At 61.4% G+C, this 18,185-nt stretch carries 13 protein-coding genes; 11 read left to right on the top strand and 2 right to left on the bottom strand.

Going from position 1 to position 18,185, the window contains the following annotated elements:
* The first annotated feature begins 39 nt into the window (after positions 1–39).
* Positions 40–1,224, top strand: a complete 1,185-nt coding sequence (locus tag AX760_RS21370) for a DUF3095 domain-containing protein (protein ID WP_071835032.1) — start codon at positions 40–42, stop codon at positions 1,222–1,224.
* Positions 1,225–1,242: 18 nt separating this feature from the next.
* On the opposite strand, the gene AX760_RS21365 is transcribed toward AX760_RS21370, so the two are convergent.
* Complete coding sequence (locus tag AX760_RS21365; RefSeq protein ID WP_083531271.1) at positions 1,243–2,586, bottom strand: nucleotide sugar dehydrogenase; 1,344 nt, start codon at positions 2,584–2,586, stop codon at positions 1,243–1,245.
* A gap of 259 nt (positions 2,587–2,845) precedes the next feature.
* Here AX760_RS21365 and AX760_RS21360 point away from each other — a divergent pair, with 259 nt between their 5' ends.
* From AX760_RS21360 to AX760_RS21325, 8 genes are all read left to right on the top strand, one after another.
* Positions 2,846–4,192 carry an adenylate/guanylate cyclase domain-containing protein gene (locus AX760_RS21360; protein ID WP_071835030.1) on the top strand — a complete coding sequence of 449 codons (1,347 nt, stop codon included), beginning with the start codon at positions 2,846–2,848 and terminating at the stop codon, positions 4,190–4,192.
* A 224-nt stretch (positions 4,193–4,416) separates the two neighbouring features.
* Positions 4,417–6,303 (top strand): ABC transporter ATP-binding protein, encoded by a 1,887-nt coding sequence (locus AX760_RS21355; RefSeq protein ID WP_071835029.1) that lies wholly within the window; start codon positions 4,417–4,419, stop codon positions 6,301–6,303.
* The gene (locus AX760_RS21350; RefSeq protein ID WP_071835028.1) at positions 6,300–8,207 is read left to right on the top strand and encodes an ABC transporter substrate-binding protein; all 1,908 of its coding nucleotides are present in this window, start codon (positions 6,300–6,302) and stop codon (positions 8,205–8,207) included. The genes AX760_RS21355 and AX760_RS21350 overlap by 4 nt, the downstream gene beginning before the upstream one ends.
* Positions 8,208–8,209: 2 nt before the next feature.
* The gene (locus AX760_RS21345; protein ID WP_071835027.1) at positions 8,210–9,208 is read left to right on the top strand and encodes an ABC transporter permease; all 999 of its coding nucleotides are present in this window, start codon (positions 8,210–8,212) and stop codon (positions 9,206–9,208) included.
* On the top strand, positions 9,205–10,380 hold the full coding sequence (locus tag AX760_RS21340; RefSeq protein ID WP_071835026.1) for an ABC transporter permease: 1,176 nt from the start codon (positions 9,205–9,207) through the stop codon (positions 10,378–10,380). Before AX760_RS21345 ends, AX760_RS21340 begins: the two co-directional genes overlap by 4 nt.
* 72 nt (positions 10,381–10,452) lie before the next feature.
* The gene (locus tag AX760_RS21335; protein WP_071835025.1) at positions 10,453–11,661 is read left to right on the top strand and encodes a glycosyltransferase family protein; all 1,209 of its coding nucleotides are present in this window, start codon (positions 10,453–10,455) and stop codon (positions 11,659–11,661) included.
* A gap of 4 nt (positions 11,662–11,665) precedes the next feature.
* Positions 11,666–12,913 carry a glycosyltransferase family 4 protein gene (locus tag AX760_RS21330; RefSeq protein ID WP_071835024.1) on the top strand — a complete coding sequence of 416 codons (1,248 nt, stop codon included), beginning with the start codon at positions 11,666–11,668 and terminating at the stop codon, positions 12,911–12,913.
* Complete coding sequence (locus AX760_RS21325) at positions 12,910–14,049, top strand: glycosyltransferase family protein (RefSeq protein ID WP_071835075.1); 1,140 nt, start codon at positions 12,910–12,912, stop codon at positions 14,047–14,049. The genes AX760_RS21330 and AX760_RS21325 overlap by 4 nt, the downstream gene beginning before the upstream one ends.
* 6 nt (positions 14,050–14,055) lie before the next feature.
* Here the strand turns inward: AX760_RS21325 and AX760_RS21320 are convergent, their stop codons facing one another.
* A complete protein-coding gene (locus AX760_RS21320) occupies positions 14,056–14,733 on the bottom strand; it encodes a class I SAM-dependent methyltransferase (protein ID WP_071835023.1) in 678 nt (225 codons plus the stop codon).
* 38 nt (positions 14,734–14,771) lie between these two features.
* Here AX760_RS21320 and AX760_RS21315 point away from each other — a divergent pair, with 38 nt between their 5' ends.
* The gene (locus tag AX760_RS21315) at positions 14,772–15,368 is read left to right on the top strand and encodes a hypothetical protein (protein ID WP_071835022.1); all 597 of its coding nucleotides are present in this window, start codon (positions 14,772–14,774) and stop codon (positions 15,366–15,368) included.
* 8 nt (positions 15,369–15,376) lie between these two features.
* Positions 15,377–18,094, top strand: a complete 2,718-nt coding sequence (locus tag AX760_RS21310; protein ID WP_071835021.1) for an ABC transporter ATP-binding protein — start codon at positions 15,377–15,379, stop codon at positions 18,092–18,094.
* Positions 18,095–18,185: the final 91 nt, after the last annotated feature.

Genomic DNA, 18,185 nt, shown 5'->3' with positions numbered 1-18,185 from the left:
TTGATCGCGTCGCGCCTGCGACTGTGCTAGGTTTCGTCCATGGCAGAGATTTCCAGCGATACATTCTTCAGCACGCTTCCCGTCTTCGTCGAGTTCGAGGGCGTCGCGGACGGCGGCAACTATCAGCCCCTGCCAGACAACTGGGCGCTGGCGACCGCCGATATCGTCGATTCCACCGGCGCAATCGAAGCCGGAAACTACAAGTCCGTGAACATGGCGGGTGCGAGCGTCATCTCGGCCATCCTCAATGCCCTTGGCCAGCACGACCTTCCCTTCGTCTTCGGTGGCGACGGCGCGCTTGTTGCCATTCCGCCATCGGCGCGCGGCAAGGCACAGGAAGCGCTGGCAGCCGTGCAGAGCTGGGTGGCGGAAGAACTGCAGATGACGATGCGTGCCGCCCTTGTTACCGTATCCGATATCAGGGCCGCCGGCGTCGATGTCCGCGTGGCCCGGTTCCAGGTGAGCGAAGGCGTTTCCTACGCCATGTTTGCGGGCGGCGGCGCAAGCTGGGCCGAAGCGCGCATGAAGGAAGGCCTCTACGCCGTCGCCCCTGCCGCGCCCGGGACGCGGCCCGACCTCAGCGGCCTTTCCTGTCGCTGGAACCCGATCAAGTCGCGCCATGGAGAGATCGTTTCGATCATCGCCGTGCCCAGCACGGCCGGCAGCGGCCTTGCATTCCAGAACCTGATCACCGAGGTCGTCACGCTTGCCGCATCGGGCGAACGCGACGGGCATCCGGTCGCCGCCGAAGGCCCGCAACTGGGCCTCTCTCGCACTGGGCTCGACACCGAAGCGCGGGCCGCAGCCCCAAAGGGCCGCAGGCTGCGCCAGAAGATCTTCATCATCGCGCAATATATTCTGACCGTCACGCTGTTCCGCTTCGGGATGACGCTCGGGCGTTTCGATCCCAAGGTCTATCGCAGCGATGTCGCGCAGAACACCGACTTCCGCAAATTCGATGACGGACTGAAGATGACCATCGATGTCAGCGAGATACAGTTGAAGCGCATCGCGGCACGGCTTGAGGAGGCTGCAGTGGCAGGGATCTGTCGCTACGGGCTGCACAGGCAGGATTCAGCGCTGATGACCTGCATCGTGCCAACACCGCTCAGCCGCACGCACATGCACTTCATCGATGGCGCTTCCGGCGGCTACGCGGTGGCCGCCAGCCACCTGAAGGGGCGCCCGGCCGCATTACCGAACGCCTCCGCGGCAAGCGCCTAAGTCCCCCAACCGGCACTCTTATGCCTTGAAGATGCTGTCGCTGTGCAACTGACGGCGGGCAAAGGCATTGCGCGTATCGATGATCAATGGCGCCCAACGGGCGAGCGCTGCGTAATCGACGGCATCGTGATCGGTGGCGATCAGCACCGCGTCGAAGCCCTTGATCGTCTCCTCATCGAGCGACACCGAAGATCGGCCCTTCAACATCATGTATTCGCGCGTCGGCGGAATCTGCGCAATATGCGGATCGTGATAGGCGGTCGTGCCGCCCCGCTCCTCGATCAGTTCGATCAGTTTCAGCGACGGACTCTCCCGAGTATCGGGCACGTTCTTCTTGTAAGCAAGGCCGATGACGAGAACGCGTGACCGGCTCAGCGCCTTGCCGCTGTGGCGATCGAGCGCCTCGGCAAGTTTCCCCACCACATGGCGCGGCATGGCGGAATTGATCTCTCCGGCAAGCTCGATGAACCGGGTCGGCAGCTCGAACTCGCGGGATTTCCAGGTCAGGTAGAACGGATCGATCGGAATGCAGTGTCCACCCAGACCCGGTCCCGGATAAAAAGGCATATAGCCGAACGGCTTGGTCTTCGCAGCGTCGATGACCTCCCAGATATCCACGCCCATGGCGTCGTAGACGACCTTCAACTCGTTCACCAGGGCGATATTGACCGCGCGAAAAATGTTCTCGGTCAGTTTCACGGCTTCCGCTGTTGCATTCGAGGAAACCGGCACCACGGTCTTCACCGCAGCCGAATAGAAGCGCACCATCAGTTCGGCAGCGGCAGGCCCGTCACCGGCAACCACCTTTGGAATGCTCGATGTCTCGAAATCGCGGTTGCCCGGATCCTCGCGCTCCGGCGAGAAGCCGAGGAAGAAATCCTGTCCGGACACCAGCCCGGCCTTCTCCAGGATCGGCTTTACGACTTCATCGGTCGTTCCCGGATAGGTCGTCGATTCGAGCACGACCAACTGGCCGGGCCGCAGCGTCTCTGCAATGTGCGCGCAGGTTTTGACAATGAAGGAGAGATCCGGATCCCGGTGTTTGGTCAGCGGCGTCGGCACGCAGATGATGATGACGTCGCATTCGGCCAGGCGCGAAAAATCGGCCGTTGCCTGGAAGCGGCCAGAGCGCGCGTGTTCGCGCAGAACTGTATCGGAGACCGCCTCGATGTAGGACCTGCCTGCCTCGATCGCGACCATCTTTGACGGATCGATATCGAACCCGGTCACCGGAAAACCGCTGCGCGCGATGGTCATGGCCAAAGGCAGGCCGACATAACCAAGGCCGATGACCCCGGCACGCGCGGTGCGCGCATCGATGCCGGCAAGGAGGTTTTCATGCGGGGAGGAAAAATGGCTCAATATCGTCTTCTCATCTTGTCTGCGGGCGCAAATGGGCGACACTGGAGGTGGGGGTAAATGATACGGCTGTCAAGCGTCGGCCGGTCCGACAGGTTGCGCTTCAAAATGGGTCCAACTTTTGTTACCGGCGAATCTGGTTTTGCAAACACTGCCTCATTATATGGGACCTCGGTGATATCATCCAATGCACCGGTAAAAGAGATTGGATGGGCCGTGCCGGCGGGGCGCAGGGTTGCGGAAGAAAGATCAAGTAAAAGCGATGAACACACACCGGGCGCATGTCTCGACCACTCTCCTCGATCGCGTTTCCCATTGGCTGCAGCAGGCGGCACTGAGCGGCGAGAGCCTCGAAAACCTTGTCCAGGGATTTTGCGAGCGATTGGCCGCATCGGGCCTGCCGCTGAACCGCGTGCATCTGAGCTTTTCCATGCTGCATCCGCTTTATGACGCGCTCGGTTTCACCTGGATGCGCGGCAAGGGCGTGACCGTCGAGGGATACCGCGCCAGCAACAGCCCCAATGACACCAACCGCTTTCTGCATAGCCCCTATTATTATCTCTTGAGCAACAATCTCGATCACATGCGCCGGCAAATCGACCCAGCGACACCGTCGGAATTCCCGGTCTTCGAGGACTTCAAGACCCTGGGTGTCACCGACTACATCGCCTTCGTGCAATCCTTCGGCGAATCGGCCGGCCAGGGCATGATGGGATCCTGGGCCACCGATGCGCCCGATGGGTTCAGCGACAATGTCATCGAAGCCTTGCTGCGCATCCAGAACAGCCTGGCCGTTGCGGCAAAGATGGCGGTTCTCGGCAAGCTCGCCGACAATATGCTGACCACCTATCTCGGCGGCAATGCGGGCAAGCGGGTGTTGTCCGGCCAGATCCGCCGCGGCGATGGCGATACCATCCGCGCAGCCCTTGTCATGGCGGATATGCGCCAGTCGACGATGCTGGCCGAAAAGGAAGGCCGCCAGGTCTATATCGATACGCTGAACCAGTTCTTCGATGCGATCGCCACGCCCTTCAACAAGCAGGGCGGCGAGATCCTGAGTTTCGTCGGCGATGGTTTCCTCGCCGTCTATCCTTGCGGCCGGCACCGGGAGCCGTCGCAGGTGGCAGCACTTGCGGCCATGGGCGCCGTGCGCCAGGCCACCGCCCGCATGGCAGAACTGAACATCGACCGGAAGCGCAAGGGGCTCGGCGAAATCCGCTATGGCATCGGCCTGCATATGGGCAATGTGATGTTCGGCAATGTCGGCTTGAAGGACCGGCTGACCTTCTCCGCCTTCGGCGCCGCGGTCAACGAGGTGGAGAGACTGCAGCGTCTGACCAAGAAATATTCTCAGCCGATCGTGGCGAGCCAGTCCTTTGCAACCTATTGCGGCGGCGACTGGACGTCGCTGGGCGAGGAAAAACTGCGCGGCGTTCGCCAGAAGGTCACCGTGCTTCTGCCGGGCGAGAGCAATATGAAGCTCGACTATGCCGAAGTGGCGCAGAACCAGTCGCAGGACAGCCGCTCGGAAGCCGAGCAGGTCATGCTGCTCTATCGCAACAGCCGCAAGCCGACCGGTTCGGACGCTTGGAACAAACTGCTGCAATAGCACGTTTGGTTTCAGGCTTTTGACGGTGGCAAACTCCAGGACATCAGGCATCCGACATCGGCTCTGGGCACAAAATCGCGGCTGAAAGCATACTGAAGTTTCCCCTTTGCGGGTCATGGACAGGGCAAATCCCGTGGGATAGTCTCGAAATCTAGAGCCGAGCGTTGATCCGGGCGCGGCATGGGCCATCCGGCGACCACATTGCGACAAGGAAGACTGCTGGCATGACCTCAGGCGCAGACCTGCTGCGGATCGAGAGCCTGAATATCTCATTCGCAATGCTGGGCGGGCAGATCGACGCCGTACGCAATGTCAGCCTGCGCGTCAGCCCGGGCAAGGTCACGGCGCTGGTCGGCGAATCCGGTTCCGGCAAGTCGGTCATCAGCCAGGCCGTGATGGGCATCCTGCCGCAGACAGCGTCGGCCAGCGGCCGCATCCTGTTCTGTGATCCCGCCCTGTCGGAGACCCCGTCGGACCTGTTGCAGATGCCGCGCGACGGACGCGAAATCCGCGCAATCCGCGGCAACCGCATGGGCAAGATCTTCCAGGAGCCGATGACATCGCTGTCGCCGCTGCATACGATCGGCAACCAGATCAGCGAAGTCCTGCGCATCCACACAACGGCATCGAAAACGGAATGTCGCGAGCGCAGCGAGGAGATGCTGGGGCTCGTCGGTTTCGCCAAGCCATCCCGCGCCTTCGACATGTATCCGTTCGAGCTTTCAGGCGGCATGCGCCAGCGTGCGATGATCGCCATGGCGCTGATCTGTCGGCCGGCACTGCTGATCGCCGACGAGCCGACGACGGCGCTCGACGTGACCATCCAGGCCCAGATCCTGCAATTGCTGCGCGACCTGCAGACGAAGATGGGCATGGCCATGCTTCTGATCACCCATGATCTCGGCGTGGTCGCCAACGTGGCCGACGAGGTCGTGGTCATCTACCATGGTGAAATCATGGAGGCCGGTCCGGTTGAGACCATCTTCCGCAATCCCTCGCACCCCTACTTGAAGGGGCTGATGGCGGCGGTTCCGCATTTCGACATGAAGCCCGGCGAACGCCTGAAGGCGCTTCGCGAGATACCGGTCAATGCCGGCAACCTGCTTGGCAAGAAGGCAGACGTCGCCACAGGTCCTGACGTCATTCTGTCTGTCCGCAATATCGGCAAGACCTTCACCACACGCAAGTCCGGCTGGTTTGGCAAGGGCGATACCTCTGCCACGCTGGCGGTCGATGATGTCAGCTTCGATATCCGCCGCGGCGAGTGCCTCGGTCTCGTCGGCGAAAGCGGATGCGGCAAGACCACACTCAGCAAAATCCTGATGCGGGCGGTCAAGCCCGATACGGGTTCGATAACCCTGCATGGAGCCGATGGCGATCTCGATGTTCTCGCCGCGGAAGGGGCACGGCTGAAGGCGCTGCGCACGCGCGTCCAGATGGTCTTCCAGGACCCGGTATCTTCGCTGTCACCGCGCATGACCGTCCAGAACATCCTTGCGGAACCGCTGGAAATCCACGATCGCGGCAATGCACAGGCGCGGCAGGAAAAAGTCAGGACACTGATCGATGCGATCGGCCTCGACCAGCGCTTCCTCAACCGTTACCCCCACAGTTTTTCCGGCGGCCAGCGGCAGCGCATCGGCATTGCCCGCGCGCTTGCGCTCGGACCGGACCTTCTGATCTGCGACGAGCCGGTGTCCGCGCTCGACGTGTCGGTTCAGGCGCAGATCCTCAATCTTCTGAAGGACCTGCAAAAAGAACTCGGCCTCACCTATCTGTTCATCTCGCACAACCTTGCCGTGGTCGACTACATGGCCGACCGGATCGCAGTCATGTGCGGCGGGCGCATCGTCGAGATTGCACCGCGCGAAACACTGATGCGGGCGCCAGTGCATCCCTATACGAAATCGCTGCTTGCCGCCGTGCCCTTCCCAGACCTCGACAGGCCGCTGGATTTCGCCGCGCTCAACCCGAGCGGCGCCTCCGACAAGCGCAGCTGGGGCCGCCAGTTTTCCGGCGACGATGGCAACACGCTTTTCCCGGCCGATCTCGGCAATGGCCATTTCGTGCTTGCCAGCCGCAATGCCGATGCAAGGGAGCTCGTTTCGTGATCAAGCGCCGCACCACCCTCGGACTGCTCGCCTCCGCCTTCCTGCCCGGCTTTGCCCGTGCCGGTTTCGTCGAGCCGGATTTCCTGAAGCCGCTCCTGCGCGCCGCCGCCCTGCCGGACCTGGTCGACCGATTGCCAACGACCCCGCGCGTCATCAATCTGGCCGCCATGGGCCGCAAGCCCGGGCGCTATGGTGGCGTCGTGCGCACGCTGATCGGCAGCCAGAAAGACATTCGCATGATGACGATCAACGGCTATGCCCGTCTCGTCGGCTATGACGAAAAGCTCAATCTGCACGCCGACATTCTCGAAAGCTTCGAGCATATCAATGAGAGCGTCTTCACCTTCAAGATCCGCGAAAAGCATCGCTGGTCCGACGGCAGCTATCTGACATCGGAAGACTTTCGCTACACCTGGGAAGACGTGATCCTCAACGAGGATCTGCGGCCGGGCGGGGTCCAGCGCGAACTGCTGGTCGACGGCAAGCCGCCGCGTTTCGAGATTATCGACAAATACACCGTGCGCTACACATGGGATGGCCCGAACCCCGATTTCCTGCCGGGCCTGGCAGCGCCATCGCCGATCACCCTGCTCCTGCCGCATGCCTATATGCGCAGGTTCCACCGCAAATATCAGGACGACATCCGGCTTTCGGCGTTGATGCGCGAATATCGCGTCAAGAAATGGGCCGACCTGCACATTAAGATGTCGCGCCAGTACCGCCCCGAAAACCCGGAGCTCCCGACGCTCGATCCCTGGCGCAACCGCACCACGCCCCCTGCCGAGCAATTCGTCTTCGAACGCAATCCGTTCTTTCACCGCGTTGACGAAAACGGCCTGCAATTGCCCTATGTCGATCAGTTCGTGCTGAATGTCAGCTCGTCGGAAATCATCGCCGCCAAGACCGGCGCCGGTGAAACCGATCTGCAGTTCACAGGCGTCGATTTTACCGACTACGCCTTCCTCAAGGATTCTGAGAAGCGGTACCCGGTCAAGGTCAGTCTCTGGAAGCGCACGCAAGGCTCCCGCGTCACCCTTTTGCCCAACCTCAACTGCAAGGACGAGGTCTGGCGCAAGCTGTTCTGGGATGTCCGCGTGCGCCGGGCGCTTTCGCTGGCCATCGACCGGCACGAAATCAACATGGTCTCCTTCTTCGGCCTCGGCCGGGAAAGCGCCGACACGATTCTCCCGGAAAGCCCGCTCTACAAACCCGAATACGGGGCAGCGTGGAGCATGCATGACCCCGATCAGGCCAATGCCCTTCTGGACGAAGTCGGTCTTGTCGATCGGGACGATGACGGGATCCGTCTTCTCCCCGATGGCCGCACAGCCAAGATCGTCGTCGAAACCGCCGGCGAAAGCACGCTGGAGACGGACATTCTTGAGCTGGTGACCGATCACTGGCGCAAGATCGGAATAGCGCTGTTCATCCGGACCTCGCAGCGCGATGTCTTCCGCTCGCGCACGATGGGTGGCGAGATCATGATGTCGATGTGGTCCGGTCTCGACAATGGCGTGCCGACCGCCGATATGAATCCCGGTCAGCTGGCACCGAGCGCCGATGAACAGATGCAATGGCCCGTCTGGGGCATGCATTATCTTTCGCTCGGCCAATATGGCCATGCACCGGAACTGCCGGAAGCAACACGTCTCGTCGATCTCCTGAAGGCCTGGAAACGGACGACGGAAACTGCGGAGCGCACGCAGATCTGGGGCGAGATGCTCACACTTTTCACAGATCAGGTATTTTCGATCGGCATGGTCAACAGTGTGCATCAGCCTGTCCTGTCATCCTCGCGGCTGAACAATGTGCCGGCCGAAGGTCTTTACGGATTTGAGCCAACCAGCTTTCTCGGCGTCTACATGCCCGATACCTTCTGGTACGGCGACAGCGAGGCGAGCTGACAATGCTGCGTTACATCCTGTGGCGCTGCGCTGCCATGATCCCTACCCTTCTGATCATTTCCGCCCTCGTCTTCACCATCATCGAACTGCCGCCGGGCGACTACTTCGAAAGCTATGTTGCCGAACTGCGCGCCCAGGGCGAAAATATCGACATGGCCGAAATCGAGGAATTGCGCCGTCAATACGGCTTCGATCAGCCACCGGTCCTGCGTTACGTCTACTGGGTCGCCGGCATGCTGCAGGGCGATTTCGGCTATTCCTTCGAGTATCAGCTACCGGTCAACGAGGTTGTCGGAGACCGGCTATGGCTGACGGTGCTTGTGTCGTTTTTCACGATCATCTTTACCTGGATTGTCGCCTTTCCGATCGGCATCTATTCCGCCACGCACCAATACAGCTGGGGTGATTACGGCCTGACGTTTGTCGGCCTGATCGGCATCGCCATCCCGAACTTCATGTTCGCGCTGATCCTGATGTATTTTGCCAATATCTGGTTCGGCACTTCGATCGGCCATCTGATGGACCAGCAATACATGTCGCAATCGATGAGCTGGGCCAAGGCAAAGTCGATCATGGAGCATCTCTGGATCCCCGTGCTGATCATCGGCACGGCCGGCACGGCCGGGATGATCCGCCGCTTGCGCGCCAACCTCCTGGACGAACTGCAGAAGCAATATGTCGTCACCGCCCGGGCCAAGGGACTGCACCCCTTTCGGGCGCTGATCAAATATCCGCTGCGCATGTCGCTCAACTTCTTCATTTCCGACATCGGCTCGATCCTGCCGGCGATCATTTCTGGCGCCGAGATCACCGCCATCGTCCTGTCGCTGGAAACGACGGGCCCGATGCTGATCAAGGCCTTGCAAAGCCAGGACATGTATCTGGCAGGCTCGTTCCTGATGTTTCTTGCCTTCCTCACCGTCATCGGCGTTCTGGTCTCGGATATCGCGCTTGCGTTCCTTGATCCGCGCATCAGGCTGCAAGGCGGGAGCACAAAGTGACATCATCGATCCCGTCGACCGGCACCCCGTTGCCACACTATGTTTCGACCGCGCCGTTCGATCCGCATTCCGTCGAGGTGATGTCGGAAGACCAGGCGCGTGTCTATCAGGCCTCGCAACTCCGGCTGATGTGGTGGAAATTCAAGCGCCACAAGCTGGCGCTTGTGTCCGGCATTTTCCTGATCGTTCTCTACGTGATGATCGCGATCGCCGAGTTCCTGGCGCCGTACAATCTGCACACACGCAATGTCGACTTCATCCATGCGCCGCCGCAGGCCGTGCATCTGTTCAACGACGGAAACTTCGTCGGCCCCTTCGTCTACGGCCGCGACATGCGTCTCGACATGGATACGCTGCGCCGCGTCTACACGGAGGACCGGACGGACATCCAGCCGCTGCGCTTCTTCTGCAGCGGGGACGGGTATCGGTTCTGGGGTCTCTTCGATGCAAGTACCCATCTCGTCTGCCCGGCCGAAGGCGGACAGTTTTTCCTGCTCGGCAGCGACCGGCTCGGCCGTGACGTGCTCTCGCGCATCCTGTACGGCGCCCGTATCTCGCTGACCATCGGCCTGCTCGGCATCACCATGAGTTTCGTTCTCGGCATCGTCATCGGCGGCCTCGCCGGCTATCACGGCGGCGTCTTCGACCTGATCGTCCAGCGCATCATCGAAGTGCTGCAGTCGATCCCCAGCATTCCCCTGTGGATGGCGCTGGCGGCGATCATGCCGGTGACCTGGAGCCCGATCGTCATCTATCTCGGTATTACCGCAATCCTCGGCCTTCTCGACTGGACCGGTCTTGCGCGCGCGGTGCGCTCGAAGCTGCTGGCGCTGCGTGAAGAGGACTATGTCCTGGCGGCACAGCTGATGGGGGCCAAAAGCGGCCGCATCATCGGGCGCCATCTGGTGCCGGGCTTCATGTCGCACCTGATCGCCACCGCAACCCTGTCGATCCCCGGCATGATCCTTGGCGAAACGGCACTGAGTTTCCTCGGGCTTGGCCTGCGTCCGCCGATCACCAGCTGGGGCATCCTCCTGACCGAGGCGCGCAGCGTCAGCGTCATTGCCTTCTATCCCTGGCTGCTGTTTCCGACTATCCCCGTCATTCTCGTGATTCTGGCCTTCAACTTTCTCGGTGATGGCCTGCGCGATGCTGCCGATCCCTATAAGTGAAGTGGAGTAGACCATGTCGAAGAAACGCCATTGGGAAATGGACTTCACGGGGGGAAATGAGGAGCTTGGCTCGTGATGCGCAGGATCGAAGACGCCCGCATTCTGATGTACAGCCACGACACGTTCGGCCTTGGCCATTTGCGTCGCTGCCGGACGATCGCCCATTCTCTGGTCGAGGATTATCGCGGCCTGAACATTCTGATCATATCAGGCGCGACCATTGCCGGTGCCTTCGACTACCGCGCCCGCGTCGATTTCGTGAAGATCCCGAGCGTCATCAAGCTACGCAATGGCGAATACACCTCGATGGACCGGCATATCGACCTGCACGAGACGCTGAAAATGCGCCAGTCGATCATCCGGCACACGGCCGAAACCTTCCAGCCGGACATCTTCATCGTCGACAAGGAGCCTATGGGGCTGGGCGGAGAGGTCGAGGAAACGCTGGCCTTCCTGAAGAAGCAGGGAACAACGCTGGTTCTGGGCCTGCGCGAGGTCATGGACGCACCGCATCTGCTTGATGCCGAATGGAAGCGCAACGATGTCATGCGCAAGATCGGCCAGTTCTACGACAGCGTCTGGGTCTACGGGCCACCGGACTTCTACGATCCGCTGGTCGGGCTGGACGTTCCGTCATCGGTCCGCTCGAAGATGGACTTCGTCGGTTTCCTCCAGCGCAGCACCTCGCCGGACGGCGAACCCGACCACAAGCCCAAGGGCGACTACATCCTGGTGACGACCGGCGGCGGCGGGGATGGCTCCGACCTCATCCACGACGTCATCGACGCCTATCAGGAGGATCCGACCCTCACCCATCGCGCGCTGATCGTTCTCGGCCCCTACATGCCTGCCAAGCAGCGCCACAAGCTCGTGCGCAAGGGGGCAAAGGTCCCCTATGTGGAGGTTATCGAGTTCGACAACCGCATGGAGGAGCTGATTGCCGGTGCCACGGCCGTCGTCGCCATGGGCGGATACAACACCTATTGCGAGATCCTCTCCTTCGACAAGCCGGCGCTGATCGTGCCGCGCGTCATGCCGCGCGAGGAGCAGTTGATCCGCGCCACGCGTGCCTCCGAACTCGGCCTCATCGACATGCTGCTGCCCGAGGAGGCAAAGGACCCGATGCGGCTGGCGGCAGCGCTGAAAGCCTTGCCGATGCGCGACCCGCCGTCGAAAAGCGCTTCAGGCATGACGCTCGAGGGTCTTTCGAACATTTCACAGATCGTCGGCGAATGGCTCGGCCGTCGTGACAGCGAACATCTTTCGGTTGTCAAAGGGTAGTCGCTTGCAGCAGACCCGTAAAATCGTCGTGGTGCTGAAAGGCTATCCGCGCCTATCGGAAACGTTCATCGCACAGGAACTGCTGGGCCTCGAGAGAGCCGGTTTCGAACTTGTTCTGGTCGCCCTCCGCCGGCCGACGGACACGAAGCGTCACCCCGTGCACGACGAGATCCGGGCGCCGGTGCACTATCTTCCGGAATATCTGCACGAAGAGCCGATGCGTTTGGCTCGGGCCGTTCTCGCCTGTCTTCCCAAGCAGGGTTTCTGGCGCGGGCTCGCCGCCATGCTGGGCGATTTTCGCAGGGACCGCAGCCGCAACCGGATCCGCCGCTTCGGCCAGGCGGCCGTGCTCGCCGCCGAATGGCCGCAGGGTGCCGGATGGCTGCATGCGCATTTCATCCACACGCCCGCCTCGGTTGCCGCCTATGCCAGCCTGATCAGCGGCACGCCGTGGACCTGTTCGGCCCATGCCAAGGACATCTGGACCTCCCCGGACTGGGAACTGGCCGGAAAGCTGGCCTCGACGCGCTGGACGGTGACCTGTACACAAACCGGATTCGATCACCTGCGCATCCTCGCAAACGGAAAAAGCCCTGTTCATCTCAGCTATCACGGGCTTGATCTCGCCCGCTTCGCACCATTTTCTGGCGAGCGCCTGCCCAAGGACGGATCCGCCTCGGATCAGCCGGTGACCATTCTGAGCGTCGGACGTGCCGTCGAGAAAAAAGGCTTCGACATCCTGTTGCGCGCGCTCAGCCTCTTGCCGGCGGATCTCAACTGGCGGTTCGAGCATATCGGCGACGGCGGCGAACTGAAAAAACTTCAGGCGCTCGCCACGGAACTGGGCATTGCCGGGAAACTGTCCTGGCGCGGCGCGCTCGACCAAAAGGAAGTTTTGTCGCGCTACCGCGAGGCCGACATCTTTGCCCTGCCCTGCCGCATCACTGCCGATGGCGACCGCGACGGACTGCCGAATGTTCTGGTGGAAGCGTCCAGCCAGCGTCTTGTCTGCATTTCGACCAATATCTCCGGCATACCGGAACTGCTCATCGATGGCGAAAACGGTTTTGTCGTGCCGCCGGAAGATCCGCAGGCCTTTGCCGCAGCGCTGGAAACGGCCATCCGCAATCCGTCCCTCCGGGTGCGGCTGGGCGATGCGGCGGAGCACAGGGTGCGCACCGAATTCGATCACCATGCCAGCATTCGTCAGCTGAAGGACCTTTTCGAAGCGGAATGGCAGGCGACACCATGACGACGATCCCGGGACAACCGCGCGTCTTCTTCTACGTCCAGCACCTGCTCGGCATCGGCCATCTGGCCCGCGCGAGCCGCATTGCTGCGGCGCTTTCAGACGACGGATTCGATGTCACCGTGATCACGGGCGGATCGCCCGTCAAAGGCTTTCCGGGACCGGGCGTGCGCCATATCGCCCTGCCCGCGATCATGGCGGGCGATGCCGGTTTTTCGGGCCTGACGGACGCGCATGGCCAACCGATCGACGAGGCCTTCAAGGACAGGCGTCGCGACCTCTTGCTCGCAGCCTTTCAGGAGTGCCGGCCGGACATCGTTCTGCTGGAAGCCTTTCCCTTCGGCCGCCGGCAGGTCCGCTTCGAACTCCTGCCGCTACTGGATACGATCGCGGCAACCACGCCGAAGCCGCTGGTGATGACCTCCTTGCGCGACATTCTGCAGGAGCGCGCCAAGCCGGGGCGCGATGAAGAGACCGTGGCGCTGATCAAGCAGCATTTCGATCGCATTCTCGTGCATGGCGATCCCGGCTTTGCCAGGCTGGAAGACACGTTTCCGCTGGCTTCGGAAATCATCGACAAGGTCTCCTACACCGGCCTTGTGGCTGCCCCCGTACCACAACAAGCCGTCGAACAGTTCGACGTGGTCGTCTCGGCCGGAGGCGGCGCGGTCGGCATCGACCTGATCCGGGCCTCGCTCGGGGCCGCAATTGCGATCGGCAAGGGTCGATGGTGCCTGATCACCGGCCCCAACCTGCCCCAGGCGGATTTCGACGCGCTTGCGGCCGAAGCGCCGGTCCATGTGGACATCGTGCGCTTCCGCAGCGACTTTGCCAGTCTGTTGACCGGCGCGCGGCTTTCGGTGTCGCAGGCCGGCTACAACACCGTCTGCGATGTCCTGCAGGCCGGCTGCCAGTCCCTGCTCATTCCCTTTACGGCCGGCGGCGAGACGGAGCAGACGACGCGGGCGACCAGGCTGGAAAAGCTTGGACTGGCGCAGGTTCTGACCGAGGACGCCCTGTCGGCACAGAGCATGCAGCAAGCCATCGAGCGGGCGCTCGCACATCCCGCCGAGAGGATCCATGGACTGGATCTGAATGGCGCAAGACACACGGCAGCCATCCTGCGCGCGCTTCTCTGACCCGGCCTAGACCTTACCGATCAGCATGAAGCGCGTATATTTCTTCATCGGCAGCGCGCCTGAATAATCCAGCTGGCTCAATCCCGCCTGGGCAACAAATGCCTCCAGCGAAGGCACGCAGTTGATATGCGTCGGTTCGCTGAAATAGTCGTTGGACTGCAGCAGCACCCGCGTGCCGGCCGGCAGAAGCGAAAGCCAGGCGCGCAGGTTGGCGATGTGCTCGCAGCTGGTATTGATGACAAGATCGGCATGAAGGCCGGCATAGTCCAGCGCATACATATCCTGCGTCAGCGCCTGGAAGCGCGCACCGGCGCAAGCATTCAGCGTTCTGGCAACGTCCGCAACGCTCTCGTCGATATCGACGCTGTCGATCCGCTCGATAGAGAAGCGGGCATCATCAAACAGCATGCCCGCCAGCACGCCATACCAGCCGCCCAGAAGCACGATCCGCCCGAAAGTGCCGCCGAGGCTGTCGAACAGACTGTCACGGGCCCAGACCTTGCAGGCGACCTGCTTGTGATTGAAGGCATTGCCGACGTCGGCCTGCGGATGACGGGCGATTACTTCGGCCAGTCCGGCGATCAGGGAACTGCCCGTATAGGCCGATAATCCGCGCGCCACATCGAACGCGCTCTCGTGCCAATCTGTTGTGTTTGCTTCATCCGTGCGGGTGGTTTTCATCATGGCCGTGTTGTAGTCTGCTGTTTTCGGGAGCGCAAGGAATGCAGGGACATCCAGCGGAGGGCGCCGCAGCAACGCAGGCTGGATCGGCAGGCAACCTGCCGCATCTTGCAGGCGTCGGCTCGACCATGCGTCAGGTCGTGGCCGCGCATTTCCTGCGGGAATGCCCGCATATCCTCGAAATCGGCGGCCATGCACAACCGATTACCGGATACCTGACACACCATCCGCGCTCTGTCCTGTCCATCGATCCGAAAACGCGGGCTTTTGAAGCGGACGCGCTGAACGGGCGACCCTGCTCGGTCCGCCATGTCCCCAGGAAATTCCAGGAAATCGAATATGCCTATGCCCCCGGCAGCTATGGTCTCGTGCTTCTGGGTTACTCGCTGAAGCCGTTCGGAAACAGCGATCCGCTCGGAAAGCTCTTGTTCTCTCTCATCGACAATGCCAAAACGGTGATCATAGACTATGCCCCGGAGCTGGAGCGGGCAGCATCTCAGGTTCCCCATATCGTCAACCGCCCAACGCTTTCCCTGCGCTGCATGTTCGACCTGCGCCTGCATGATGCAGAGATTGCCGGCACGCCCTATGCGGACCGACGCTTCTACGTTCTCGACCCCCACCCCACGGCATCTTGAATTCATCCATGGAAAAACGCCTTACACGCTACATCTGGACCCATACCCGCTCGCAGCAACTCTGGATCCTGCTTGTCGTCGCTGTCTCGATGATCCCCTATTTCCTGTCTTTCGACCTGCCCAAGCAGATCGTCAACGGCCCGATCCAGGGTGCCGGGTTCGAGACACCCGGTGCCACGCAGCTGTTCATGAACCTCAGTTTCGATCTTCCCTGGATCGGCAGTCTGGTTTTGTTTCCCGGCATTGAACTGACACGCATGCAGACGCTGTTTGCGCTCAGCCTGGTGTTCCTGCTGCTGGTGGTGATCAACGGTCTGTTCAAGTTCTATATCAACACCTTCAAGGGCCGACTGGGCGAACGGCTGCTGCGCCGCATCCGCTTCGAACTCGTCGACCGCATCCTTCGTTTTCCGCCGAACCATTTCAAGCGGGTCAAGGGCGCGGAAATTTCCAGCATGGTCAAGGACGAGGTCGAGCCGCTCGGCGGGTTTACGGGTGACGCCTTCGTCTCGCCGGCACTCCTCGGCGGGCAGGCGCTGACGGCCCTGTTCTTCATCTTCATGCAGAACTTCTGGCTCGGCATGATCGCTGCCGCCATGGTCGGCGTACAGGGCGTGATCATTCCCCGCATGCGCCGCCGCCTTTTGGTGCTGGGTCGTGAACGCCAGATTACCGCGCGCGAGCTGGCCGGTCGGGTGAGCGAGATTGTCGAAGGGATCGGCGCCATCCATGCCTATGACACGTCCAACTACGAACGCGCCGACATCGCCCAACGCCTCGGCCGCATCTTCAAGATCCGCTACGATCTCTACCAGTGGAAATTCCTGGTCAAGTTCATCAACAATTTCCTAGCCCAGGTAACACCCTTTCTCTTCTATTGCGTCGGCGGTTACCTCGCCCTGCAGGGTCGCCTCGATATCGGCCAGCTCATTGCGGTCATCAGCGCCTACAAGGATCTGCCCGGTCCGTTGAAGGACCTGATCGACTGGGACCAGACCCGCCAGGACGTCCAGGTCAAATATGTGCAGGTCGTCGAGCAGTTCACCGTCGAGAAGATCATGGAGCCAGCCGTGCAGGTGATGGCGGTCGCAAGCCCGACCGCCCTGAAGGCGCCGCTTGCCGCGGTGAACCTCTCGCTTGCTGACGACAGCGGCGCAAAACTGCTGGAGCGCGTCTCCCTGCAGATCCATCCGGGCGAAACGATCGCCATCGTCGGCGGCGCGGCCGGCGGCGGAGATTCGCTTGCCGAAGCCTTCGCCCGGCTGATCTGGCCCGAGAGCGGCAAGATTGTCGCTGGTGGCGACGACCTGCTGGACCTGCCGGAATCCGTGACCGGCCGCAGCATCTCCTATGCCGCATCCGACAGCTATTTCTTCTACGGAAGCCTGCGCGACAACCTGCTCTACGGGCTGAAGCATGCGCCGCGCAAGGCGGCGGTCTACGAAGGCGCCGGCGCAACCCAGCGCAAGTGGGAAATCTCCGAGGCCAAAATGGCCGGTAATCCGGATTTCGACACCAACAGCGACTGGATCGACTACGAAGCCGCCAGTGCCACGCATGCGGACGACCTGTTTGCGGCAATCCTGCCGGTCCTCGATACCGTGCAGCTTTCGACAGACATCCTCGACCTTGCGCTGCGTTCGACGGTCGACCCCAAAGAACATCCAGAGCTTGCAGCCGGCATTGTCGAAATGCGCCAGGCGCTTCGCCAGCAATTGGAGGAGGAAGATCTTTCGAGCCTCGTCGTCTCCTTCGAACCGGGCGCCTACAATACCGAGGCAACGGTCGGCGAAAACCTGCTGTTCGGAACGGCGACCGGCCCGGAACTGCGCGGCAGGGCAATCTCCAAGAACGCCTATTTCCGCTCGGTTGTCGGCCGGACGGGACTGGACGGGGTGCTGTTCGACATGGGCTACAGCATCGCGGAAAACGCCGTCGAGCTGTTCTCCGACCTGCCGCCGGACCATCCATTCTTCCAGCAACTGACGTTCATGACGGCTGATGACATCCCGCTGTACCAGCAACTGGTACAGAAGCTGAGGGGCAAGAACGTCGATCAGGTGAGCGAGGAGGAAAGGGCCAGCATCATCCGGCTGAGCTTCCTCTACATCGAGCCCCGCCACCGTTTCGGTCTTCTGACCGATGAGCTGATGGCCAAGATCGTCGATGTGCGCCGCGAATTCCACCAAGGGCTGCCTGATGACATGCAGGACGCCTTCGAACGCTACGACCCGGCTCACTACACGGCCTCCGCCAGCCTGATGGACAATGTTCTGTTCGGCCGCATCAGCCACAAACACGCGGATGGCTCCAAGCGCATCCGGGCGATCGTCAGCGCCCTTTTGAATACGCTGGGCCTGCACGAACAGGTTCTCGCGATCGGTCTCGATTTCAATGTCGGCGCGGGCGGCAAGCGCCTGACGTCGTTTCAGCGTCAAAAGCTCAATCTGGCGCGGGCGCTGGTGCGGCGATCGGAATATTACATCTTCAATCGGCCGATGCCCGGCCTCGATCATCGCGTTCAGGACGAGATCGTGCGCGACGTCATCAAGCTGGTACAGCGTGATGGCCGCGATCCGGCTATCGTCTGGGTTCTGTCAAACGCAGGATTGGCGCATCTGTTCGATCGCGTGCTGGTGTTCGACAGGGGAATGCTGGTGGAAGATGGAACACACGCGACACTGGTCGAGAATAACGGTATATTTAAGGAACTGGTGTCATCATAATATGGGACTATCCGCATCGAGCCCGTCGCCAAGACAAGAAACGGGCCGACACGGATAGCTGATTTGCGCAGAGGCGCTGATGGGAATTAGG

The organism is Pararhizobium antarcticum (assembly GCF_001885585.1).
GTDB classification, from domain to species: Bacteria; Pseudomonadota; Alphaproteobacteria; order Rhizobiales; family Rhizobiaceae; genus Pararhizobium; species Pararhizobium antarcticum.
Note: the sequence above shows the minus strand (reverse complement) of the source record. Positions and strands in the feature narration are given on the sequence as shown.

Bases quoted from the DNA above. Each gene is read 5' to 3' on its own strand.
- AX760_RS21370 (WP_071835032.1), top strand. From the start codon at position 40: ATGGCAGAGATTTCCAGCGATACATTCTTCAGCACGCTTCCCGTCTTC.
- AX760_RS21360 (WP_071835030.1), top strand. From the start codon at position 2,846: ATGAACACACACCGGGCGCATGTCTCGACCACTCTCCTCGATCGCGTT.
- AX760_RS21355 (WP_071835029.1), top strand. From the start codon at position 4,417: ATGACCTCAGGCGCAGACCTGCTGCGGATCGAGAGCCTGAATATCTCA.
- AX760_RS21345 (WP_071835027.1), top strand. From the start codon at position 8,210: ATGCTGCGTTACATCCTGTGGCGCTGCGCTGCCATGATCCCTACCCTT.
- AX760_RS21325 (WP_071835075.1), top strand. From the start codon at position 12,910: ATGACGACGATCCCGGGACAACCGCGCGTCTTCTTCTACGTCCAGCAC.
- AX760_RS21320 (WP_071835023.1), bottom strand. From the start codon at position 14,733: ATGATGAAAACCACCCGCACGGATGAAGCAAACACAACAGATTGGCAC.
- AX760_RS21315 (WP_071835022.1), top strand. From the start codon at position 14,772: ATGCAGGGACATCCAGCGGAGGGCGCCGCAGCAACGCAGGCTGGATCG.
- AX760_RS21310 (WP_071835021.1), top strand. From the start codon at position 15,377: ATGGAAAAACGCCTTACACGCTACATCTGGACCCATACCCGCTCGCAG.